The organism is Microbacterium aoyamense (genome assembly GCF_023155855.1).
Lineage (GTDB): Bacteria > Actinomycetota > Actinomycetes > Actinomycetales > Microbacteriaceae > Microbacterium > Microbacterium aoyamense.
On record NZ_JAKNUT010000001.1, the window covers coordinates 1302583 to 1324664 of the forward strand.

Below are 22082 nucleotides of genomic sequence, written 5' to 3' on the forward strand. Positions count from 1 at the left end.
ACAGACGGCGCCGAGTGGGCGCGTCGAGCGCGGATCAGGGAGCGGGAGCAGTGCTCGCGCGGAGCACGAGCTGCGGCACGAGAGAGGCGAACGGTGTCGCCTCGTCGCCGGTCAGCAGTGAGTGCAGCGCGCGCCACGCCTGGGCGCCGACCTCGACGGCGGGCACGGCAGAGGTCGTGAGCGGCGGCGACGTGTGACGCGCGAACGGGATGTCGTCGAAGCCGGTGATCGAGATGTCGTCGGGGACTCGGATGCCGCGCTCGGTCAGCGCGGTGAGCAGCCCCATCGCCACGAGGTCGTTGAAGGCGAGCACTCCCGTCGCGCCGGTCGCGAGCACGGCCTCGGCAGCTTCTGCACCGCTGTCGACGTCGACCCCCGCGGGGATCTCGATGATCTCGAGGTCGTCATGCGCCGCGCGCGCATCCTCGAGCGCGGCGAGTCGCGCCGCGTTCGAGGCGCTGCGGGCGACGCCCGCGAGGAACACGATCCGCCGGTGGCCGAGTGCATGGAGATGCTCGGCGAGCTCGCGCAGTGCGTGGCGGTAGTCGGCGGCGACGACGGGCGCGGCATCCTGTCGTCCACGGTTCACCACCACGACCGGTGCCAGTGTCTCGAGGAGTGGGCCCAGCTGCGCCTCGTCCATGCGGGGCGCCGCCAGGATGACGCCGTCCGTGCGTCGACGCGTCTCTTCGGCGAGGACGCGTTCCTCCTCGACGCGCTCACCGGAGTCTGCGATCAGCACGTGGTATCCGTCGACGGCGGCGGCGTGGCTGATGCCGCGCAGGATCGCTTGGAAGGTCGGGTTTCCGAGGTCGGGCACGACGACCGCGATCGTCTGCGTGCGCCCGAGCACGAGGCTTCGGGCCAGAGGATTCGCGGCGTAGCCGAGCTCGGCGGCGGTCGCGCGGACTCGCTCGACGAGCGCGGGGTCGACGGTTGCATTGCCGTTCATGACGCGCGACACGGTCGAGAGGGAGACGCCCGCCGCCCGCGCGACGTCGGTGATGGTCGCCTTGCGCGGTGCCTCGGACATGCGGCACAGCCTATTGCGAGAAATCGTTTCCCGATGACGACGCATCGGAGATAGCATGGAACGGTGGCACGGAAACCGCTTTCCCACTTTTCGGAGCTGATCGACGGAGCTCACCCCGCCCGCTCGGTCATCCGACTCCTCGCGCGACGCCCCGGCCGGATGTCGCTCGCCCTCGTCGCCTTCTCGCTGAAAGAGATCCCCCTGTGGTTCCTGCCGGCGATCACGGCGGCGATCATCGACATCGTCGCCGACGGCGGCGAGGTCTCGACCGTGCTGTGGTGGTTCGCGCTCGCCGTCGTCCTGCTGCTGCAGAACTACCCGAACCACATCCTCTACACGCGCAGCTTCATGCGGGTCGTGCGCGATACCGGCGCCGATCTGCGCAACGCGCTGGCCTCTCGCCTGCAGAGTCTGTCGATCGGCTACCACACGCGCGTGAGCTCATCGATCGTCCAGACGAAGGTCGTGCGCGACGTCGAGAACGTCGAGCTCATGCTGCAGCAGGTGACGCATCCCCTCCTGTCGGCCATCATGGTGATGGCCGGCGCGATCGCCACGACGGCGGTCCTGGTTCCCGAGTTCCTGCCGGTCTACGCGTTGGCCGTACCCATCGCGATCGGCATCCGCTACGGCATGCGCAACCGTTCTCAGGTGCGCAACGAAGCCTTCCGCCGCGAAGTCGAGACGCTGTCGGCGCGCGTCGGCGAGATGGCCTCGCTCATCCCCGTCACGCGCGCGCACGGTCTCGAAGAGACGGCGGTGACACGCGTGACGCACGGCGCCGAGGGGGTCCGCGAAGCCGGCTTCCGGCTCGACATGCTGAATGGCCACGTCGCATCGCTGTCGTGGGTCTCGATGCAGCTCCTGGGGGTCGGATGCCTCGTCCTCGCCGCGATCTTCTCGCTCACCGGCATCCTTCCCATCACCCCGGGCGAGGTCGTCCTGCTCTCCACCTACTTCACGCTCCTCACGGGCGGTCTCACGCAGCTGCTCATGCTCATCCCGGTCGGAGCCCGCGGACTCGAGTCGGTGCGCTCGATCGCCGAGGTCATGCAGGAGCCCGACCTCGAGCAGAACGCCGGCAAGCAGCACGTCGAGCGTGTCGACGGCGGCATCCGCCTCGTCCACGCGACCCACCGCTACCCCGATGCCGACGCCGATGCCCTCCACGACATCGACCTCGACATCGCGGCGGGCGAGACGATCGCCTTCGTCGGGTTGTCGGGGTCGGGCAAGTCGACCCTCCTCAACCTCGTGCTCGGGTTCGTCCGCACGACGAGCGGAGAGGTGCTCCTCGACGGCGTCGATGTGCAGCGACTCGACATGCGCACGGCGCGACGGTTCGTCTCGGTCGTGCCGCAGGAGTCGGTCCTGTTCGAGGGCACGATCCGCGAGAACATCGCCTACGGACTCACGCACGTCGACGATCAGCGCATCCGCCAGGCTCTGCGAGACGCCAACGCCCTCGCGTTCGTCGATGAGCAGCCGCTGGGGTGGGACACCGTCGTGGGTGAGCGCGGGGCCCGGCTGTCGGGCGGTCAGCGTCAGCGGCTCGCGATCGCCCGAGCACTCGTGCGCGACCCGCGCATCCTGCTCCTCGACGAGGCGACGAGCGCCTTGGACCCCGAGTCGGAGGAGCTCGTGAAGGAAGCGCTGTCGCGGCTCATGCGTGGTCGGACCACCCTCGTCGTCGCGCATCGCCTGTCGACGATCCGCCAGGCGGACCGCATCGTGGTGCTCGAACGCGGTCGCATCGTCGAGGAGGGGAGCCACGACGAGCTCCTGGCCCGCGATGGCCGCTATGCCCACCTGCACCTCACTCAGGCCGGCCGCGCCTGACCTCGAACGACGGAGATCGACGGATGCTGCGACCCCAGGACAACGCGAAGCGCGAGCGCAGACGGCTCGACGGACTGTGGCGGTTCCGCCTCGACGTCGACGGCGTCGGCCGCCGCGACGGATGGGCGGAGCGCCCGCTCGAGGGTGCACGGCAGATGGCGGTGCCGGCGAGCTACAACGACATCCTCGCCGAGCCCATCGGACGCCTGCACGTCGGATCGGCCTGGTATGAGACCGACGTCTGGATCCCCGCCGGATGGGCCGGCAGGCGCATCGCGGTGTACTTCGAGTCGGTCACGCACCACGCCACGGTGTGGGCAGACGGTGCGGTGGTCGGCGAGCACACGGGCGGATACACGCCGTTCGAGATCGATCTGACCGGCGTCGCAGTGCCCGGTGCCGTCGTGCGGCTGACGGTCGAGGTCGACAACACGCTGACCTTCCAGACCATCCCGATCGGGGTCGTCGTCGACACGGCGCACGGCAAGCGCCAGCGGTACTGGCACGACTTCTTCAACTATTCCGGCATTCATCGGTCGGTCTGGCTCGCGGCATCCGATCCCGTCCGTCTCGACGACGTCACGGTCGTGACCGACCTCGACGGCACGACGGGCATCGTGCGGTACGCGGCGCGAGTCGACGGCGACGCCGACGTGCGAGCGACGCTGCGGGATTCCGCCGGCGCGGTCGTCGCCGAGGCGTCGGGCGCAGAGGGCGTGCTCGAGGTCGCCGACGTGCACGCCTGGGCGCCCGGAGACGGCTACCTCTACGAGCTCGCGCTCGAGGTCGGCGCCGTCGACGAGTATCGGCTGCCCGTCGGCATCCGCACCGTCCGCGTCGACGGCACGCGCTTCCTGATCAACGGGGAGCCGTTCCGATTCCGCGGCTTCGCGATGCACGAGGACATCGCGGTCATCGGCAAGGGCCACAACGATGCGTACATGCTGCACGATTTCGCGCTGCTCGAATGGATCGGCGCGAACTCGATCCGCACCTCGCACTACCCCTACTCCGAAGAGGTGCTCGACTACGCCGATCGGCACGGCATCGTCGTGATCGACGAGACCGCGGCCGTCGGTCTCAACATGGGGATCGGCGGGGGAGTGTTCGGCGCGCAGGGCTACGAGACGTACTCGGAGTCGACGATCAACGCCTCGACGCGCGACGTTCACGCGCAGGCCATCCGCGAACTCGTCGCGCGCGACAAGAACCACCCGAGCGTCGTGCTGTGGAGCATCGCGAACGAGCCCGAGTCGCACACCGAGGCCGCGGAGGAGTACTTCGCGCCGCTCTTCGACGTTTGCCGCAACGCCGATCCCACGAGACCCGTCGGCTTCGTCAACGTCGTCCTCGCGCCGCACGGCGAATGCCGGCTCGCGCAGTACAGCGATGTGATCATGATCAATCGCTACTACGGCTGGTATCACGATCCGGGCGATCTGCCCATCGCGGAAGACCAGCTCGAGGCCGAACTGCGCGGATGGGCGACGGAGGGCAAGCCCATCATCATGACCGAGTACGGTGCCGACACGATGCCCGGCCTGCACTCGGTCATCCCGTCGCCGTGGACCGAGGAGTTCCAGACCGAGTTCCTCGCGACCTACCACCGCGTCTTCGATCGCATCGAGGCGATCGTGGGAGAGCAGGTGTGGGTCTTCGCCGACTTCGCGACGACGGGCGGCACGATGCGCGTCGGCGGCAACCGCAAGGGCGTCTTCACGCGCGATCGTCAGCCCAAGGCCGCCGCGTTCGCGCTGCGCGAGCGATGGCGGGCGAAGATGGATGCCGAGGAGGCAGCGCGATGACGGGACTGTCGATCGTCGAGGAAGCCGGCGCCGTCGCCGTGCGCGACGGGGAGATCGTGCTTCTGCGGTACACCTATCTGCCCGACACACCGGTGTACGAGTCGCCGAAGCCGTTCATCCATCCGCTCCGTACACGAGCCGGGCGGCTCGTCAGCCTCTTCCGTCCCCACGATCACGTCTGGCACAAGGGGATCGCCTGGTCGCTGCCCGTCGTCGGCGAGGAGAACTTCTGGGGTGGACCGACCTATGTACGTGACAGCGGGTACGTGCAGCTGGCGAACAACGGCACGCAGCGGCACATCTCCGGCCCGACCGTCACCGTGTCGGACGGGGTCGCCAGGATCGCGCACGCGCTCGAGTGGGTGACCGAGTCCGGAGCCACGGTCTTCCGCGAGCAGCGCATTCTCAGTGCGCGACTGCTGACGGATGATGCGTGGGCGCTGACTTTCGAGACGGCGATGCGCAATGTCACCGACGCCGCGATCGCGATCGGCTCCCCGACGACGAGAGGGCGGCCAAATGCCGGCTACGGCGGCCTCTTCTGGCGGGGGCCCAGATCGTTCACCGGGGGCACCTTGATCGCACCGGGAGTTCGGGGCGGAGACGAACTGCGCGGTACGCGACACGAGTGGATGGGATTCGTCGGCGCTCACGACGGCGACGATGCGTCGAGTCTCGTCCTGATCCTCGATCACGCCGACAACCCTCACCACCCGCCCCAGTGGTTCGCGCGTTCCGAGGAGTTCGCGGCGCTGAATCCGGCGCCGTTCTTCAGCGAAGAGTTCGAGACCGCCCCCGGCGCGACGGCGACCTTTCGCTACGGGGTCGCGATCTCGGACGGCGACGGCGCGGATGCCGAGGCCCTCGCGGCGGCATTGAGGAGCGCGCCGACGTCATGACGATCTCGAGCTTCCCCGGCGGAACCGCGGTCTCACGCCTCGACGTGTACCCGGACGCCTCCGCGGACGGAGTCTGCGGAGGTTCGCCGCACATGCACCTCGTATCCACCGAGGCGTATCTCGTGACCCACGGAGCCGGAGCGGTGCAGACCATCGACACCACGGGCTACCGTGAGACGCCGCTCGGTGATGAGTCCGTGGTGTGGTTCACGCCTGGGACGATCCATCGCGCGGTCGATCGCGATGGTCTGCGGGCGATCGTGCTCATGAGCAACGCCGGCCTCCCCGAGGCGGGCGACGCGGTGCTCACCTTCCCCGCCGCGTATCTCGCCGACACGGAGACATACATCGCCGCCGCCGCTCTGCCGGACGGGTCGGAGCGCCCCGCGGCCGCGATACGGCGTCGAGATCTGGCGGTGGAGGGCTTCCTCGCGCTGCGCGCGCGTGTCGAAGCGGGCGACGATCTCGCGCTCCCCGAGTTCCACGGCGCGGCCGCACGCATCGTCGCGGAGAGAGCGAAAGCATGGCCGGACGCCGTGCGCTCTGGACCGCTGCAGCGCGCGCTCGACGATCTCGCGCTCGCGGAAGCGGTCGCTCGCGGAGACGTCTCGCAGCTGCGCGACGCACGGATCCGCATCGCAGAGGCATCGCCGGGGGATCGCGGGTGGGGCATGTGCGGCCGTCTGCGCACTTACGACCTGAAGGATCGAGAGCTCGACGAAATCGCCGAGCCCCGGGAGGAATCATGACCACGACTCTGCGTGTCGCCCTCGTCGGCACGGGCGCGATCGCCAACGCCCACGCCGCTGCGATCGCCGCGTACCCGCACGCCGACCTCATCGCCGTCACGGATCACAGCCGGTCGGCGGCCGAGGGTTTCGCGGAGCGCCACGGCGTCCCGCACGTGTACGACGGCCTCGCGTCGCTGCTCGTGAACGAGCATCCCGATGTCGTCCACGTCTGCACCCCGCCCGGGGCGCACCACGGTCAAGTGCTGGCAGCGTTCGCGGCGGGCGCCCACGTCGTCGTTGAGAAGCCGCCGGCCTCCTCTCTCGACGAGCTCGACGAGATGCGTGCGGCGGCGGATGTCGCGGGAAGGCACCTCGCGGTCGTCTTCCAGCAGCGCACGGGGACAGCGGCGGCCCACTTCCGGCACCTCCTGCGGGACGGCGCGCTGGGTCGGCCGCTCCTTGCGGTGTGCGAGACGCTCTGGTACCGCGATGCGTCCTACTTCGAGGTGCCGTGGCGTGGCCGATGGACGACCGAGGGCGGCGGCACGACGCTGGGCCACGGCATCCATCAGATCGATCTGCTCGCCTTCCTCCTGGGCGGCTGGGCGAGCGTTCAGGGGCGCCTCTGGCGTCTGGATCGCGAGACCGAGACCGAGGATGCCTCGACGGCCACCGTGACCTTCTCGAACGGCGTTGTCGCTCAGCTCACAACGAGTGCCGTCTCGCCCCGCGAGACGAGCTCGATCCGCATCGACACGCAGAAGGCCACGATCACGGTCGACCATCTCTACGGGCACGGCCACGAGAACTGGGCGATCACAGCTGCGCCGGGGTTCGAGGCCGAGTCCACTGCCTGGGTGCTGCCGGATCTCGAAGAGGGCAGCGGACATGCGCCGCTGCTGCGCGATGTCTTCGACGCGCTCCTGTCGGGGGGGCCGCTGCCCGAGACAGCAGCAGAGCCCGCGCGCTCCTTCGAGATCGTGGCGGCGATCTATGCCTCGGCGGCCGAAGACGGCGCCGTGATCACGCCGGCCGACCTCGCGCAGCATCCGACGCATCGGCGTTCGTTCGCGAGCCCCGTGAACGAGATGCGCCCATGACGAGCGCCGAGCTGTACCGCGATCCCGTCTACGACGGCGCTACCGACCCGCTCGTCGTGATCGCCGCCGACGGCTGGTGGATGTTCTACACGCAGCGCCGGGCGACGCATCCCGATCCCGGACCCGGCGTCGCGTGGGTGCACGGAAGCCGGATCGGCGTCGCACGATCGGACGACGGGCTCGCCTGGGAGTACGCGGGGACGTTGGAGCCGGATGGGGCGGGCCTCGCGCTCCGTGCGGGCCCGCCGCCGGCCGATGTCGATCGGACGCACTGGGCACCCGAAATCGTGCACGACGGTGCGCAGTGGCGCATGTACCTGACCGAGATCGACGGCATCCCCGACCGCTGGCCCGGCTTCGCGCGCGAGATCGTCGAGTACCGCTCGGCCGACCTGCGGACATGGGAGCGCATCGGCCCTGCGCGGCTCTCGAGCGATCGGGTCATCGACGCGTGCGTCGCCCGCACTCCGGACGGGCGCTGGCGACTCTGGTACAAGGACGAGGCGGCCGACTCGGTGACGATGGTCGCGGTGTCGGACGATCTCGCCGACTGGCGCGTCGAAGGCGTCGCGATCGGCGGTCGTGCTCACGAGGGCCCGTGCGCGTTCGAGCTCGGCGGGGCGTGGTGGATGATCGTCGACGAGTGGCGCGGCATGGCCGTGTACCGCTCGGGCGACGCGGTCTCGTGGGTGAGGCAGGGGGATCCGGATGCCGTCGTCCTCGGCCGGGGAAGCGTGCCGGGGCCCGGTTTCGGCCACCATGGCGCCGCCGTGCGCGACGGTGACGATATCTGGTTCTACTACTTCGGACACCCCGAGCGGGATGCCGGCGACGATCGCCGCTGCGCTGTGTACCGAGCACGACTCACGGTCGAGGACGGTGCGCTGACGACCCGATGACGAGACGGCGATCTCGGCGGGGAAACGTTTTCCACTTCCCTCTTGCGAAACGATTCATCGCATAGTACGGTTGCCGGCAAGCGCTTTCCCGCTGGTTCTCCGAATCCGCATCACGAGGCGCCCACACCGCACACACGGACGACGAACGTCACGCGGACCAGAGAACGCAGACGTTCGAAAGAGAGGACAAGGATGTTCAACAAGAAGCGGGCACTCGCCGGCGTCGCCATCGCGACCGGTGCCGCCCTCGCCCTGGCCGGCTGCGCCGGTGGCGGCGATTCACCCGACACGGCGCCCACATTCGACCCGAACGAAGAGGTCACCCTCGACCTCGCGTTCTGGGGCAACGATGTGCGAGCCGAGCTCTACAACGAGGCGATCGACGCCTTCAACGAGGAGTACCCGAACATCACGGTCAACGCGACCTTCCTCGGCTTCCCCGAATTCTGGGAGAAGCGCCAGACCGAGGCGGCCGGCGGCAACCTTCCCGACGTCATGCAGTTCGACTACTCGTACCTGCGTCAGTACTCCGAGAACGGCCTGCTGCTCGACCTCGATCCGTATCTCGGCAACCTCATCGAGACCGACCCGCTGCCCCAGAACATCCTCGACATCGGCGTCGTCGGTGACGTGACGTACGGCATCGCGACTTCGACGAACGCGTGGGGCCTCTTCACCAACCCGGTCCTGCTCGAGACGGCGGGAGTCGACGAGTTCGAAGGCGGAAGTTGGGACGACTACACGGACTGGATGGCCGATGTCACCGACGGTGCGGCCGGCGCGTTCTGGGGCGGTGCCGACTACAGCGGTCGCATCCAGAACTTCGAGCTTCAGTTGCGCTCCGAGGACTCCTACCTGTTCAGCGAGGACGGCGAGCCCGGCTTCGACGAGGAGCGCCTCACGGAGTTCTGGGAGTCGGGTGCACCGATCCGCGACGGCATCGGCATCCCGCAGCAGCGCGTCGAGGAAGTCCTGCCGAAGGGCGGCTTCGACAGCGCGCTCACGGCGAGCGAGCTCACGTGGGACAACTTCGGCGCCGGCTATCTCGCGGGCCTCGGTGAGGGCTACACGGAGCTCGGATTGGTCGCCCCGCCCGTCACGAAGGAAGGTGCGAAGGACCTGTACCTGAAGCCGTCCATGCTGCACACGATCTCGGCGAACACCGAGCACCCCGAGGCGGCCGCGACTCTTGTGAACTTCCTCGTCAACTCGCCGCAGTCGGGTGAGATCTTCGGAACCAACCGCGGCCTGCCGGCCTCCGAGACGGCGCTCGACGCCGCAGACCTCGATCCGCTCGCGCAGCAGGTCAAGGACTACGAGGCATCCATCGCCGACCGCCTCGGCGACGCGCCGCCCGTTCCGATCGTCGGATACGGCACGCTGGAGGAGAAGTTCCGCCAGCTCGGGGTCGAGTTGAACTTCGGAACGATCACGGTCGAGGACGCCGTATCGCAGTTCTTCTCCGAGATGGACGTCGTCCTCAACCAGTAAGGGCTTCCGGGTCCGGATGCTGCGTGTATCCGGACCCGGAACACCACACCGCTTCACACCATCGGGAGATGACGACGTGACCACGACAGCGACGAGGGTGATCGTGACGGGCAAGCCGTCGCGGCGGACTCTCTTCCGCCGGAGCCGGCCGGAGCACTTCGAACGACCGGGAGCCCGGGCCCGCGGGCGCCGCGAGACCCTCGCCGGCTACGGGTTCCTCGTGCCGTGGATGATCGGGTTCTTCGGACTCACGATCGTGCCGATGGTCTACTCGCTGTACCTGTCGTTCACGAAGTACAACCTGTTCGCCCCGCCCAAGTGGATCGGGTTCGACAACTACGTGCGCATGTTCACGGATGATCCGTCGTTCATGCAGTCGGCGCAGATCACGCTCATCTACGTGCTGGTCGGCACCCCGATCACCCTCGCCGCAGCGCTGGGTGTCGCGATGCTGCTGAACTATCGCGACCGGGGGGCGGGGTTCTTCCGGTCGGCGTTCTACGCGCCGTCGCTGATCGGCGGGTCCGTTTCCGTGGCGATCGTGTGGCGGGCGATGTTCGCCGCGGACGGTCCGGTCGACAACGGGCTGTCGTTCTTCGGGATCGATCTGGGCGGCTGGATCGGCAACCCCTCCCTCGTGCTCCCCGCGATGATCCTCCTCGCCGTCTGGCAGTTCGGTGCCACGATGGTGATCTTCCTGGCCGGTCTCAAGCAGATCCCGAAGGAGCTGTACGAGGCGGCCGAGATGGACGGCGCCGGTCCCTGGCATCGCTTCCGGGCTGTGACGCTGCCGATGCTGTCGCCGGTGATCTTCTTCAACCTGCTGCTCGGTCTGATCGGCGCGTTCCAGGTGTTCTCCACCGCATACATCATCAGCAACGGGTCGGGCGGTCCCGCCGGGATGACGAACTTCATCACCCTCTACCTCTACAAGCGCGGTTTCAGTGATGGGCAGATGGGCTACGCGGCCGCGATCGCGTGGGTGCTGCTGATCGTCGTGGCGATCATCGCCTTCATCTTGTTCCGCACCCAGCGATCCTGGGTCCACTACGCGGGAGACAACCGATGACCACGACATCCTCGTTCGGCGAGAACGCGCTGATCCTCACCGAGAACCAGACCGACCCCGACCAGAAGAGCGCAGGCTCCGCCCCGCGTCGCAAGGTGAAGCGCAAGACCTGGCAGACGATCATCTGGTTCGTCGTGCTCCTGGTCATCACCGCCGTCGTGCTCTACCCGCTGGTGTGGCTGCTGTTCTCCACGTTCAAGCCCAACAGCGAGTTCGGCACGAACATGGGCCTGCTCCCGAACGCCCCGACGATCGACAACTACATCAAGGTGATGGAAGGCATCGCGGGCGTGCCGATGTGGCGCTTCTTCGCGAACTCGCTGCTGATCGCCGTCGGCAGTGTCATCGGCACCGTGCTCTCGAGCGCTCTGGCCGCCTACGCGTTCGCCCGCATCCAGTTCAAAGGCCTCGGGATCTTCTTCGCCGCGATGATCGGCACGCTGCTGCTGCCGTTCCACGTCGTGATCATCCCGCAGTACATCATCTTCCAGCGCCTCGACATGATCGACACCTTCTGGCCACTCCTGCTGCCGAAGTTCCTCGCCACGGAAGCGTTCTTCGTGTTCCTGCTCGTGCAGTTCATCCGCCAGATGCCCCGCGACATGGACGAAGCAGCCCGCATCGACGGCGCCGGCCACCTGCGGATCTTCTGGTCGATCATCCTGCCCCTCATCAAGCCCGCGCTCATCACCTGCTCGATCTTCGCGTTCATCTGGGCGTGGAACGACTTCCTCGGACCCCTGCTCTACCTCACCAGCCCCGAGAACTATCCGCTCCCGATCGCGCTGCGCCTCTACAACGACCAGACCAGCTCGAGCGACTACGGCGCCACCGTCACGGCATCCTTCATCGCCCTCATCCCCGTCCTCCTCTTCTTCCTCGTCTTCCAACGCTTCCTCGTCGACGGCGTCGCCACACAAGGACTCAAGGGATAGCGCCATGACCGACACGATGACCAAACGCGAGTACCGCGCGGCCGTCCGCGCCGACCGCGACGGATCCGGCCCCACGCTCGAGGAGCGGCCCGCCGCGCGGTTCCCCGGCGCGACCGGCGCGTTCCAGCTGCTCGGTGAAGTGCTCGTCATCGGCCTGCTCATCACGATCGCATCGCTGCCCGTCGTGACGCTTCCGGCCGCACTGGCCGCCGGCATCCGTCATGTGCGTCGCTTCATCGCCGCCGAGCACGCCCCCATCGCGGGATTCTGGCGCGACGTTCTGCGCGGCTCGCTCGGCGGAGCCGTCATCGGTCTGGTCGCTCTCGTCGCGGTCGGAGTTCTGCTGCTCGACATCGACCTCGCCCGGTCGGGGTTCCTCCCCGGCGGCATCGTGATCGAAGTCATCGGGTGGGCGGGTCTCGCCGCAGTCGGCCTCGGGATCCTCCTCGCCGCCGGGGCATGGACGCCCGAGACGGGCTGGCGCACCGCTGTGCGCGGAATCCCCGCCGCCGTCCGTGACGACGTCGTCGGCACCGCGTTCGTCGTCGCGACGGCGGGCTTCGTCGTCGTGGTGACCTGGATGCTCCCGCCTCTGTTCATCGCCGCGATCGGATGCGCCGCCCTCGCCGTCGTCGCCGTTCCGCAGCGGACCCGCCGCACGCGCTGACCTCGACGGAAGAGAGAACATGACGATCACGCACGGCCAGATCGATCCTCGCGACGAGATCGCCGCCATCGACCGGCGCCTGTTCGGCGGCTTCGTCGAGCACCTGGGCCGGCACATCTACGACGGCATCTTCGAGCCGGGCCACGAGACGGCGGACGCCGAGGGCTTCCGTTCCGACGTGATCGAACTCGTCCGAGAGCTCGGGGTGTCGACGATCCGCTATCCGGGCGGCAACTTCGTCTCGGGCTACCGCTGGGAGGACGGAATCGGGCCGAAGGATCAGCGGCCGCGCCGACTCGACCTCGCATGGCACGCGACCGAGACCAACCAGATCGGCCTCCACGAGTTCCAGAACTGGCTCGACAAAGTCGGCTCGGACCTCATGCTCGCAGTCAACCTCGGAACGCGCGGCACCGAGGGGGCCCTCGACCTGCTCGAGTACGCCAACACCTCGGTCAGGACCGCTCGCACCGACGAGCGCGCGGCCAACGGGCACGCGGAACCGTTCGCGGTGAAGATGTGGTGCCTCGGCAACGAGATGGACGGCTGGTGGCAGCTCGGACACCGCAACGCCGAGGACTACGGCAAGCTCGCGTCGCGGACGGCGAAGGGGATGCGGCAGCTCGATCCCTCGATCGAACTCGTCGTATGCGGCTCGTCCGGCCGCAGCATGCCGACCTTCGGGTCGTGGGAGCGCACCGTCCTCGAGCACACGTTCGACGATGTCGATTTCATCTCGTGCCACGCGTATTACCAGGAGCGCGACGGCGATGCGCAGGAATTCCTCGCCTCGGCCGTCGACATGGCGAGGTTCATCGATTCGGTCGTCGCGACGGCCGACCATGTCGCGGCCGTCAAGAAGAGCGACAAGCGCATCATGCTCTCCTTCGACGAATGGAACGTCTGGTACCTCTCGAAATGGGAGGAGCAGGCCGTCGCCTATGGGCCGGACGAATGGCCCGTGGCTCCGCGACAGCTCGAAGACCAGTACCACGCGCTCGACGCCGTCGTCTTCGGCGATCTGCTGATCACTCTGCTGCAGCACGCCGATCGCGTGCGTTCGGCGTCGCTCGCTCAGCTCGTCAACGTCATCGCTCCGATCATGACCGAGCCGGGCGGGATCGCGTGGCGGCAGACGACCTTCTTCCCGTTCTCGATCACCTCGCGTCTCGCGGGCGAACGCGCCGTGCGCGTGGCCGTCGATGCCGGCACGTTCACGAGCGCGCAGTTCGGCGACGTCGCGAACGTCAACGCGGTCGCGACGGTCGACGCCGAGGGCGTCTCGCTCTTCGTCGTGAACCGCTCGACGACGGACGCGGTCGACCTCCGCATCGATGTGTCGGAGTTCGGCGGTGAGCTCGCACTCGTCGAGTCGCACCTCCTGCACGAGGAGGACCGCTATGCCGCCAACACCCTCGCCGACCCCGAGCGGGTCGGCGTCCGCCGCGTCGAGGGGGCGCAGGTGCGGGCATCCGCCCTTGCTGCGACCCTCCCGCCGATCAGCTGGGCGGCCTTCCGGCTCGCCTGAACGGGCCGCGGGAAAGCGCTTGCGCGGCATCCCATCCCTGTGATTCACTGTTGGAAAGCGTTTACCCGAATCGATCGGGTCCTGAAGAAAGCAGAAAGCCGTGACTGACACGACCCTCGCCGCAGCCCCCGCCCCGAACCGCGCGCAGGTGCGCGAGATCGGCATCATCATGAACGGCGTCTCGGGCCGCATGGGCTACCGGCAGCACCTCGTGCGCTCGATCCTCGCGATCCGCGACCAGGGCGGCATCGAGCTGCCGGACGGCACGAAGGTGACCGTCAAGCCGCTCCTCGTCGGCCGCAGCGAAGCGAAGCTCGCCGACCTCGCCGCGAAGCACGGCATCGAGGACTACACCACCGACCTCGACGCGGCCCTCGCGGATCCCCGCTGGGAGATCTACGCCGATTTCCTCGTCACGAAGGCCCGCGCGTCGGCGCTGCGCAAGGCGATCGCCGCGGGCAAGACGATCTACACCGAGAAGCCCACGGCCGAGACGGTGGAGGAGGCGCTCGAGCTGGCGAAGCTCGCCGCGGCCGCCGGGGTCAAGACCGGCGTCGTGCACGACAAGCTCTACCTGCCGGGTCTGCAGAAGCTCAAGCGCCTCATCGACTCGGGCTTCTTCGGCCGCATCCTGTCGGTGCGTGGCGAGTTCGGCTACTGGGTGTTCGAGGGGGACTGGCAGCCCGCTCAGCGTCCGTCGTGGAACTACCGCACGGAAGACGGCGGCGGCATCATCGTCGACATGTTCCCGCACTGGAACTACGTTCTCGAGAACCTGTTCGGCGAGGTGCAGTCGGTCTACGCGCAGGCGGCCGTGCACATCGCCGACCGCTGGGACGAGAACGGCGAGCACTACACCGCGACCGCCGAAGACGCCGCGTACGGCATCTTCGAACTCGAAGGCGACATCGTCGCTCAGATCAACTCCTCCTGGACGGTGCGCGTCAACCGCGACGAGCTCGTCGAGTTCCACGTCGACGGCACACACGGTTCCGCCGTGGTCGGACTCTTCGGCGCGAAGGTGCAGCACCGCAACCAGACGCCCAAGCCGGTGTGGAACCCCGATCTCGCCGACGGCCACGACTACGACGCCGACTGGGCCGACGTGCCCGTGAACGACGTGTTCCAGAACGGCTTCCGCCAGCAGTGGGAGGAGTTCCTCGAGTCCTACGTGCTGGGCACCGAGTACGAGTTCGACCTGCTCTCGGGCGCCCGCGGCGTGCTTCTGGCCGAAGCCGGTCTGCAGTCGAGCCGCGAGGGTCGCAAGGTCGAGCTGCCGACGCTCTCGCTGGACTGAGCGATGCTGCACCTCCTCTCCGCAGACGGCGTCGTATCACGCACCGAGCTCAGCGCCGCGCCTGGCTTCGCGAAGCCCACGGCGCCGCTCCAGACCCGCGTGGCCTACGCCGCCGCTCACGTCGTGCCCGTCACGTGGGGCGACAACACACCCGGTCAGCCCGCCCAGGTCGACTGGGACTCCACGCTCGCGTTCCGCCGTGCCGTCTACTCGTGGGGTCTGGGCGTCGCCGACGCGATGGACACGGCGCAGCGGAACATGGGATTGGATGCCGCGGCCACTCGCGAACTCATCTCGCGCTCCGCGCAGGTCGCCCGCGAAGAAGGCGGCTCGGTCGTCGTCGGCGTGAACACCGACCACGTCGAGGCCGAGCACATCTCGCTCGACGAGGTCATCGGCGCCTACAAGGAGCAGCTGCACTTCACAGAGGACCAGGGCGCGGGACCCGTCCTCATGGCGTCCCGCCACCTCGCGCGCGTCGCCGAGGGCGCCGACGACTACCGCCGCGTCTACCGCGAGGTCCTGCAGTCCGCGACGACCCCCGTCGTGCTGCACTGGCTCGGCACAGCGTTCGACCCGTCGCTCGAGGGCTACTTCGGGTCGTCCGACTGGCGTGAGGCCTCGGCGGTGCTGCTGGAGATCATCGGCGAGAACGTCGACAAGGTCTCGGGCGTGAAGATGAGCCTGCTGAACGCGGAGTCCGAAGTGTCGGTGCGCGAGCGCCTGCCCGAGGGCGTGCGCATGTTCACGGGCGACGACTTCAACTACGTGGGACTCATCGGCGGCGACACGGTGGGTCAGGGTGAGAGCCACTCCGACGCGCTGCTCGGGGCGTTCGCCGCGCTCACGCCGGTCGCGTCGGCGGCGATCCAGGCGCTCGACGCCGGTGACCCCGCGCGGTACCTCGAGATCCTCGGGCCCACCGAAGAACTCAGCCGCCAGATCTTCGCCGCTCCGACGTTCTACTACAAGACCGGCGTCGCGTTCTTGTCCTGGCTCAACGGCCACCAGCCCGCGTTCCAGATGGTCGGCGGCCTGCACTCGGCACGAAGCATGCCTCACCTCAGCCGCATCGTCGAACTCGCCAACGCCGCGCACGCCCTCGAGCAGCCCGAACTGGCCGCCGTCCGGTGGCACGGGATGCTGCGCCACAACGGCATCGACGTCGCGGGGGTGCTCGCATGAGCGTCGACCCGCGCCTGTCCATCAATCAGGCCACGATCAAGTACGCCGACCTCGCCACGGCTCTGCGTGTGACGGCGGATGCCGGCATCCAGGCCATCGGGCTCTGGCGCGAACCTGTGAACGAGGTCGGCCTGCCGATCGCGGCGAAGATGCTCGCCGACTCGGGGCTGCGCTTCACGACGCACTGCCGGGGAGGGTTCTTCACCCTTCCCGACGGACCCGCGCGGGTCGCCGCCCTCGACGACAACCGCCGTGCCATCGAAGAGACCGCGACCCTCGCCGCCGCGGGGGCCACAGGATCCACCGCGATCCTGGTGCTCGTCGCCGGCGGACTGCCCGAGGGCTCGCGCGACCTCGCCGGCGCACGCGAACGCGTGCGCGACGCCATCGGGGAGCTGGCCCCGGATGCCGCGGCCGCCGGTGTCACCCTCGCGATCGAGCCGCTGCATCCGATGTACGTCACCGACCGCGCCGTCGTCTCGACGCTCGGGCAGGCGCTCGACATCGCCTCCGACTTCGCACCGTCGGTCGTCGGTGCGACGGTCGACACGTTCCACGTGTTCTGGGACCCCGATGTGTACACGCAGATCGAACGGGCCGGCCGCGAGGGTCGCATCGCGACCTATCAGGTGTGCGATTGGAAGACGCCGTTGCCGGCCGACGTCCTTCTCGGCCGTCACTATCCCGGTGACGGGGTCATCGACATCGCCTCGCTCACCCGGGCAGTGGAGGGCACCGGCTACGCCGGCGACATCGAAGTCGAGATCTTCAACGCCGATGTCTGGGCCGCCGACCCCGCGCACGTCGTGCGCCGCACCGCAGAAGCCTTCGGCGAGGCCGTCTCGCCTCACCTGTCGGCGGCTCTAGACTCGGCCTGATGTCCGAGACCTCCGTCGACGCCGGTCGCGACCGCCCCCGCGGCGTCGCCGCGACGCTGCACGACGTCGCGAGCGAGGCGGGCGTCTCGCTCGCGACAGCCTCGCGGGTGCTCAACGGATCCACGCGCAAGGTGGCCGAGTCGTATCGCGAACGCGTCGAGGCCGCTGCCGCCCGCCTCGGCTACAGCGCCAACCTCTCGGCCCAGGCGACGGCGAAGGGCACCTCGGGGACCATCGCGCTCCTGGTCGCCGACATCGCCGACCCCTACTTCGGCCAGATCGCCTCCGGCGTCGCGCGCGCCGCCGACGAGGCGGGACTCATCGTCACGATCGCGATCACCGAACGCGACCCCGACCGCGAAGTGCGGCTGGTCCGCGCCCTGCGGGGGCAGCGCCCGCGGGGGCTCATCCTCGCCGCGTCGCGGACGACCGCCGGCACCTCGACCGAGCTGCAGCGGGAGCTCGACGCCGTCGCCGCATCGGGAGGCCGCATCGTCGCCCTCGGCCGCGGCGTCGACGACGTCCGCACCGTCATCATCGACAACCGCGCTGGGGCACGCGCACTCGCGGCCGCCCTCACCGGACTCGGCTATCGCAAAGCCGTCATCCTCGCCGCGTACGCGGGCATGCGTACATCGGACGACCGCGTCGAAGGCTTCACCGACGGCTTCGTGGCCGGCGGCGGAGAGCCGCCACGCGTCTATCGCGGCGGATTCACGCGGGATTCGGGTGAGCGACTGATGGATGCCGCGCTCACCGACGGCCTCGAATCGGGCACGCTCGTCTTCGGCGTCAATGACGTCGTGGCGATCGGCGCGCTCGCCGCCATCCGTGGCGCGGGCCGCGAGGTCGGCGCCGACATCGCTCTTGCCGGCTTCGACGACATCCCCACGGGCCGCGACGTCACACCCGCGCTCACCACCGTCCGGGTTCCGCTCGAGATGGTCGGCCAGGAGACGCTGCGCGCCGCCGTCGATGAGGACTGGACGATCGATCCCGCGGCGCTCGAGCTCTCGATCGAACTGCGCGACAGCACGCCGGCGCGATGAGAGTCGTCTTCGCGCCCGACAGCTTCAAGGGCTCGATCGCCGCCGCCGCGGCCGCGGCGGCGCTCGCCGAGGGCTGGGCGAGCGTGCGACCCGACGACCCTGCCGTGCTGCTCCCGATGGCCGACGGCGGCGAGGGCACGATCGACGCCTTCGCGGCAGCCGTGCCCGGGACGATCAGGGTGCCGATCGCGGTGACGGGCCCCGACGCGGCGGCGGTGGACGCCTCGTTCCTCCGGCTTCCTGATGGGACGGCGGTCGTCGAGCTCGCCTCGACCTCGGGCATCGAACTGCTCGGCGATCGGCGACTGCCGTGGGACGCCCACACGATCGGGTTCGGTCAGGCGATCGCAGCGGCGCTCGACGCGGGAGCGACGCGCCTCGTGCTGGGGATCGGCTCGAGCGCGTCGACCGACGGCGGCACCGGGATGCTGTCGGCGCTCGGTGCGCGGTTCCTCGACGCCGCGGGTGATCTCGTGCCGGACGGCGCTCGGGGGCTCGCCCGCATCGCACGGGTCGATCTCACCGGACTGCGGCCCATGCCGGAGCGGGGAGTGCTCGTGCTGTCGGATGTCACGAACCCGCTCCTCGGCCCCACCGGCGCGGCCGCTGTGTTCGGCCCCCAGAAGGGTCTCGACGCCGCGGACGTTGCCGACGTGGATGTCGCGTTGGCGTCGTTCGCGAGCCTCGTCGAGGTCGACGCCGCGACGCCGGGCGCCGGCGCCGCAGGGGGAACGGGGTTCGCGCTGCTCGCGTGGGGTGCCCGCCTCGCGCCCGGCTCGGTCGAGGTCGCCGACCTGATCGGGCTGGCCGCGGCGATGGCCGCGGCATCCGTCGTCATCACAGGCGAGGGCTCGTTCGACGCGCAATCGGCCGGCGGCAAGGCTCCGGCTCAGGTCGCGACGATCGCGGCTGAGACGGGCACGCGCGCGGGTCTCGTCGCGGGGCGGATCGCGCCGGATGCCGTGACGAGCGCGTTCGCGGCATCCGTCTCGCTCACCTCCCTCGCGGGCTCGTCGACCGCCGCGCTCGCAGATCCTGCGCGCTGGCTGCGCGCCGCAGGCGCCGAACTCGCGCTCCGCCTAGGGGCATAGCAGGCCGGGCCACGGGCCCTCGATGCGCGCGATCGCGATCTTCACCTCGGTCAACTCGTTCCTCATCGACGCGATCTCCGACTCCACTCGATCGAATCGCGACTCGAATCGCGACTCGAGCCGGCGGGTCTGCTGCGCGAGCAAGCCGGCGACGCCGCCGAGGAAAGTCACGGCGGCGACGAAGACGGCGACGACGCCGATCACATCCGGTGTCACGGGCACGCCTCCATTCTGCTCCCGCAGCGGGGAGCGCGTCACCGTGAATCTACGGACGGCGAGTGCGGTGATCGAAACCGCGGCACGCGATCCGTGCAGAGGCTCCCACAGCCAGGCCGGGGGAGGAAGCGCGTCTCGGCTGTAGGAACCCCACCAGCCGTCGAAGCGCGCTCTGTTGCACCGCGACAGAGTTTGAGCGCTCCCTCACAGCGGACGGATAGGGTCCGGAACATCTCGCACAACGCCGTTCGAGGAGGAACAGTGACCCCCCGCACTTCGTCCACAGCCCGCCTGCGTCGCATCCTGATCGCCGTCGCCGCAGCCGCCGCCCTGATCATCGCGCCGCTCACGGCGGCGCACGCGGCCCCCGCGCCGGCGACCGACCTCGACGACACGTGCGCCGTGCTGCGCGTGGGCTCGGGGTCGAACAACTACGTCACGCGCGGTTCGGTCGGTTATGGCACGAGCGGCACGGCGTCGGCGGCGACCAAGGTGCGCTTCGAGGCGACCGACCTCGGCCGGTACCGACTCGTCGACCACAAGGGCGGCGTGCTCTACCTGAGCGTCGTGAACACCGTCATGCCGGGCTCGAGCTACGGCGACCGCGCCGACTGGGCCATCACGCGCGACGGGTCGACGTATCAGATCACGGCGACGAACTATGGCAAGCGCATCGGATCGTTCCTCGGCGGACTCGTCGCGGCGAACGGCACGTTCACCTTCGTGCCGGCGACCGGATGCGCCGGGGTGGCGGATGTCGCCACCAACGTCTCGGGCACGCCGCAACCCGCGGTGAACGCCGACGGCACGCTCAACGGCTTCATCGACGCGCACACGCACATCACGGCGGCGGTGGGCTTCGGCGGCAAGATGCGCTGCGGTACGCCGTTCCACCCCGGTGGTGTCGAGGAGGCCCTGAAGGGATGTCTCTCCCACTCCGCGATCGGAGCGTCCGGCTACACGGGGGCGCTGATCGCCGGGACCGATCCGTTCATGGACTACAAGGGCTGGCCGACCTTCAAGGACTGGCCGACACCGACGACGCTCCTGCACGAGCAGGCGTACTGGAAAGGCATCCAGCGCACGTGGCAGTCGGGTGAGCGCGTCATGAACGCCCTCCTCGTCGCCAACCGGGTGATCTGCGAGGTCTATCCCGACAAGGTCACCAGCTGCAACGAGATGGAGCAGCTCCGCCTGCAGGCGCAGTACCTCGTCGACATGCAGGATTACATCGACGCGCAGTCGGGTGGCCCGGGCAAGGGCTTCTTCCGCATCGCCAAGACGCCGGCCGATGTCCGCGCGATCGCGGCCCAGGGCAAGCTCGCCGTCATCGTCGGCGTCGAGAACTCCGAGCTGTTCGGCTGCCGGCAGATCCTCGACGTGCCGCAGTGCACGACCGCGCAGATCGACGCAGGACTCGACGAGCTGCAGTCCTGGGGCGTGAGCAACATCTACCCCGTCCACAAGTTCGACAACGCCTTCGGCGGGACGCGGTTCGACTCGGGCACACAAGGAGCAGCGGTCAACATCGGCAACAAGGTGTCGACGGGAAACTTCTGGCAGGTCGAGTCGTGCCCGACGGCCGCGCACGACAACGAGCAGCCGCTGCGCAGCGACCTCATCGCAGGGCTGCTGTCCACCTCGGGTCTTCCCGCAGGCACCGTCGTGCCGGTGTATCCGAACGGGCCGGTGTGCAACGTCCGCGGACTCACCGACCTCGGTCGCCACCTCGTCGACCGGGCCATGGACCGCGGCATCATGATCAACATCGACCACATGAGCGTCAAGACGGCCGATGCGGTCCTGAAGGTCGCGGAGGAGCGCGGCTACCCGGGCGTGCTGACCACGCACACGTGGTCGGACCGCTCGATGATCGCCCGCATCGCGAACGTCGGCGGGTTCGTCGCGTCGTACGCGAACGCCGCGTTCGATCAGGACGGTCGCGAGGGCTTCGTGGACGAGTGGCGCGAGAACCGTGCGGCGGCCGCGCCGGGAGCTATCCCCGCGTACGGGTTCGGCTCCGACGTCAACGGCCTCGGGGCGCAGGCGGCAGCGCGAGCGGGAGCGGCATCCGATCCCGTCGTATATCCGCTCACGGCACTCAACGGCGTCACGCTCGGCAAGTACACCGTCGGGCAGCGCACATACGACGTCAACGTGGACGGCGTCGCGACCTACGGTCTGCAGGCGGACTGGACGGTGGATGTCGTGCACGCGGCCGGTGCCGACGGCGCGCTGCTGAAGCAGCAGCTCATGTCGGGCGCCGAGCACTACGTGAGGGTCTGGCAGGCCGCGATCGCCTGGTGACGGACCCCCGATGTCGCAAACCGTAGGAGAAACCCGCCTCGCGTCGACGTAGTTCCGGCGCTG

General features: G+C 69.0%; 19 protein-coding genes. 17 read left to right on the plus strand and 2 right to left on the minus strand.

Annotated elements, in window-relative coordinates; genetic code table 11:
- Positions 1–34: 34 nt before the first annotated feature.
- Positions 35–1033, minus strand: a complete 999-nt coding sequence (locus tag MA876_RS06550; protein ID WP_248147073.1) for a LacI family DNA-binding transcriptional regulator — start codon at positions 1031–1033, stop codon at positions 35–37.
- 63 nt (positions 1034–1096) lie between these two features.
- Here MA876_RS06550 and MA876_RS06555 point away from each other — a divergent pair, with 63 nt between their 5' ends.
- From MA876_RS06555 to MA876_RS06630, 16 genes are all read left to right on the plus strand, one after another.
- Positions 1097–2872: an ABC transporter ATP-binding protein gene (locus MA876_RS06555; RefSeq protein WP_248147075.1), complete on the plus strand. Its 1776-nt coding sequence runs from the start codon at positions 1097–1099 to the stop codon at positions 2870–2872.
- A gap of 23 nt (positions 2873–2895) precedes the next feature.
- Entirely contained in the window at positions 2896–4677 is a 1782-nt protein-coding gene (uidA, locus tag MA876_RS06560) for a beta-glucuronidase (RefSeq protein ID WP_248147077.1), read from the plus strand.
- A complete protein-coding gene (locus tag MA876_RS06565) occupies positions 4674–5576 on the plus strand; it encodes a DUF6807 domain-containing protein (RefSeq protein WP_248147078.1) in 903 nt (300 codons plus the stop codon). Before uidA ends, MA876_RS06565 begins: the two co-directional genes overlap by 4 nt.
- Positions 5573–6325, plus strand: coding sequence for a cupin domain-containing protein (locus MA876_RS06570; RefSeq protein WP_248147079.1), 753 nt, complete (start codon positions 5573–5575; stop codon positions 6323–6325). The genes MA876_RS06565 and MA876_RS06570 overlap by 4 nt, the downstream gene beginning before the upstream one ends.
- Complete coding sequence (locus tag MA876_RS06575) at positions 6322–7407, plus strand: Gfo/Idh/MocA family protein (protein ID WP_248147080.1); 1086 nt, start codon at positions 6322–6324, stop codon at positions 7405–7407. The genes MA876_RS06570 and MA876_RS06575 overlap by 4 nt, the downstream gene beginning before the upstream one ends.
- Positions 7404–8306 (plus strand): glycoside hydrolase family protein, encoded by a 903-nt coding sequence (locus tag MA876_RS06580; protein ID WP_248147081.1) that lies wholly within the window; start codon positions 7404–7406, stop codon positions 8304–8306. The genes MA876_RS06575 and MA876_RS06580 overlap by 4 nt, the downstream gene beginning before the upstream one ends.
- A 192-nt stretch (positions 8307–8498) precedes the next feature.
- Positions 8499–9797 (plus strand): ABC transporter substrate-binding protein, encoded by a 1299-nt coding sequence (locus MA876_RS06585; RefSeq protein ID WP_248147082.1) that lies wholly within the window; start codon positions 8499–8501, stop codon positions 9795–9797.
- Between the two features lie 76 nt (positions 9798–9873).
- Positions 9874–10866: a carbohydrate ABC transporter permease gene (locus tag MA876_RS06590; RefSeq protein WP_248147083.1), complete on the plus strand. Its 993-nt coding sequence runs from the start codon at positions 9874–9876 to the stop codon at positions 10864–10866.
- A complete protein-coding gene (locus tag MA876_RS06595; protein WP_248147084.1) occupies positions 10863–11801 on the plus strand; it encodes a carbohydrate ABC transporter permease in 939 nt (312 codons plus the stop codon). Before MA876_RS06590 ends, MA876_RS06595 begins: the two co-directional genes overlap by 4 nt.
- 4 nt (positions 11802–11805) lie before the next feature.
- Positions 11806–12468, plus strand: a complete 663-nt coding sequence (locus MA876_RS06600) for a hypothetical protein (RefSeq protein WP_248147085.1) — start codon at positions 11806–11808, stop codon at positions 12466–12468.
- A gap of 19 nt (positions 12469–12487) precedes the next feature.
- Positions 12488–13996: an arabinosylfuranosidase ArfA gene (gene arfA, locus MA876_RS06605; protein WP_248147086.1), complete on the plus strand. Its 1509-nt coding sequence runs from the start codon at positions 12488–12490 to the stop codon at positions 13994–13996.
- Between the two features lie 100 nt (positions 13997–14096).
- The gene (locus tag MA876_RS06610) at positions 14097–15293 is read left to right on the plus strand and encodes a Gfo/Idh/MocA family protein (protein WP_248147087.1); all 1197 of its coding nucleotides are present in this window, start codon (positions 14097–14099) and stop codon (positions 15291–15293) included.
- Between the two features lie 3 nt (positions 15294–15296).
- Positions 15297–16478: a dihydrodipicolinate synthase family protein gene (locus MA876_RS06615; RefSeq protein ID WP_248147088.1), complete on the plus strand. Its 1182-nt coding sequence runs from the start codon at positions 15297–15299 to the stop codon at positions 16476–16478.
- Positions 16475–17356 carry a sugar phosphate isomerase/epimerase family protein gene (locus MA876_RS06620; protein WP_248147089.1) on the plus strand — a complete coding sequence of 294 codons (882 nt, stop codon included), beginning with the start codon at positions 16475–16477 and terminating at the stop codon, positions 17354–17356. Before MA876_RS06615 ends, MA876_RS06620 begins: the two co-directional genes overlap by 4 nt.
- The gene (locus MA876_RS06625; RefSeq protein WP_248147090.1) at positions 17356–18405 is read left to right on the plus strand and encodes a LacI family DNA-binding transcriptional regulator; all 1050 of its coding nucleotides are present in this window, start codon (positions 17356–17358) and stop codon (positions 18403–18405) included. The genes MA876_RS06620 and MA876_RS06625 overlap by 1 nt, the downstream gene beginning before the upstream one ends.
- The gene (locus MA876_RS06630) at positions 18402–19496 is read left to right on the plus strand and encodes a glycerate kinase (protein ID WP_248147092.1); all 1095 of its coding nucleotides are present in this window, start codon (positions 18402–18404) and stop codon (positions 19494–19496) included. The genes MA876_RS06625 and MA876_RS06630 overlap by 4 nt, the downstream gene beginning before the upstream one ends.
- On the opposite strand, the gene MA876_RS06635 is transcribed toward MA876_RS06630, so the two are convergent.
- Positions 19485–19718: a hypothetical protein gene (locus tag MA876_RS06635; protein ID WP_248147093.1), complete on the minus strand. Its 234-nt coding sequence runs from the start codon at positions 19716–19718 to the stop codon at positions 19485–19487. The genes MA876_RS06630 and MA876_RS06635 overlap by 12 nt on opposite strands.
- Positions 19719–19973: 255 nt before the next feature.
- Here MA876_RS06635 and MA876_RS19285 point away from each other — a divergent pair, with 255 nt between their 5' ends.
- Positions 19974–22019 (plus strand): amidohydrolase family protein, encoded by a 2046-nt coding sequence (locus MA876_RS19285; protein WP_248147094.1) that lies wholly within the window; start codon positions 19974–19976, stop codon positions 22017–22019.
- Positions 22020–22082: the final 63 nt, after the last annotated feature.

What these genes read in the sequence shown, in the direction of transcription:
- MA876_RS06550 (WP_248147073.1), bottom strand. Translation starts at nt 1,033, where the DNA reads ATGTCCGAGGCACCGCGCAAGGCGACCATCACCGACGTCGCGCGGGCG.
- uidA (WP_248147077.1), top strand. Translation starts at nt 2,896, where the DNA reads ATGCTGCGACCCCAGGACAACGCGAAGCGCGAGCGCAGACGGCTCGAC.
- MA876_RS06565 (WP_248147078.1), top strand. Translation starts at nt 4,674, where the DNA reads ATGACGGGACTGTCGATCGTCGAGGAAGCCGGCGCCGTCGCCGTGCGC.
- MA876_RS06570 (WP_248147079.1), top strand. Translation starts at nt 5,573, where the DNA reads ATGACGATCTCGAGCTTCCCCGGCGGAACCGCGGTCTCACGCCTCGAC.
- MA876_RS06575 (WP_248147080.1), top strand. Translation starts at nt 6,322, where the DNA reads ATGACCACGACTCTGCGTGTCGCCCTCGTCGGCACGGGCGCGATCGCC.
- MA876_RS06580 (WP_248147081.1), top strand. Translation starts at nt 7,404, where the DNA reads ATGACGAGCGCCGAGCTGTACCGCGATCCCGTCTACGACGGCGCTACC.
- MA876_RS06585 (WP_248147082.1), top strand. Translation starts at nt 8,499, where the DNA reads ATGTTCAACAAGAAGCGGGCACTCGCCGGCGTCGCCATCGCGACCGGT.
- MA876_RS06595 (WP_248147084.1), top strand. Translation starts at nt 10,863, where the DNA reads ATGACCACGACATCCTCGTTCGGCGAGAACGCGCTGATCCTCACCGAG.
- MA876_RS06600 (WP_248147085.1), top strand. Translation starts at nt 11,806, where the DNA reads ATGACCGACACGATGACCAAACGCGAGTACCGCGCGGCCGTCCGCGCC.
- arfA (WP_248147086.1), top strand. Translation starts at nt 12,488, where the DNA reads ATGACGATCACGCACGGCCAGATCGATCCTCGCGACGAGATCGCCGCC.
- MA876_RS06615 (WP_248147088.1), top strand. Translation starts at nt 15,297, where the DNA reads ATGCTGCACCTCCTCTCCGCAGACGGCGTCGTATCACGCACCGAGCTC.
- MA876_RS06620 (WP_248147089.1), top strand. Translation starts at nt 16,475, where the DNA reads ATGAGCGTCGACCCGCGCCTGTCCATCAATCAGGCCACGATCAAGTAC.
- MA876_RS06625 (WP_248147090.1), top strand. Translation starts at nt 17,356, where the DNA reads ATGTCCGAGACCTCCGTCGACGCCGGTCGCGACCGCCCCCGCGGCGTC.
- MA876_RS06630 (WP_248147092.1), top strand. Translation starts at nt 18,402, where the DNA reads ATGAGAGTCGTCTTCGCGCCCGACAGCTTCAAGGGCTCGATCGCCGCC.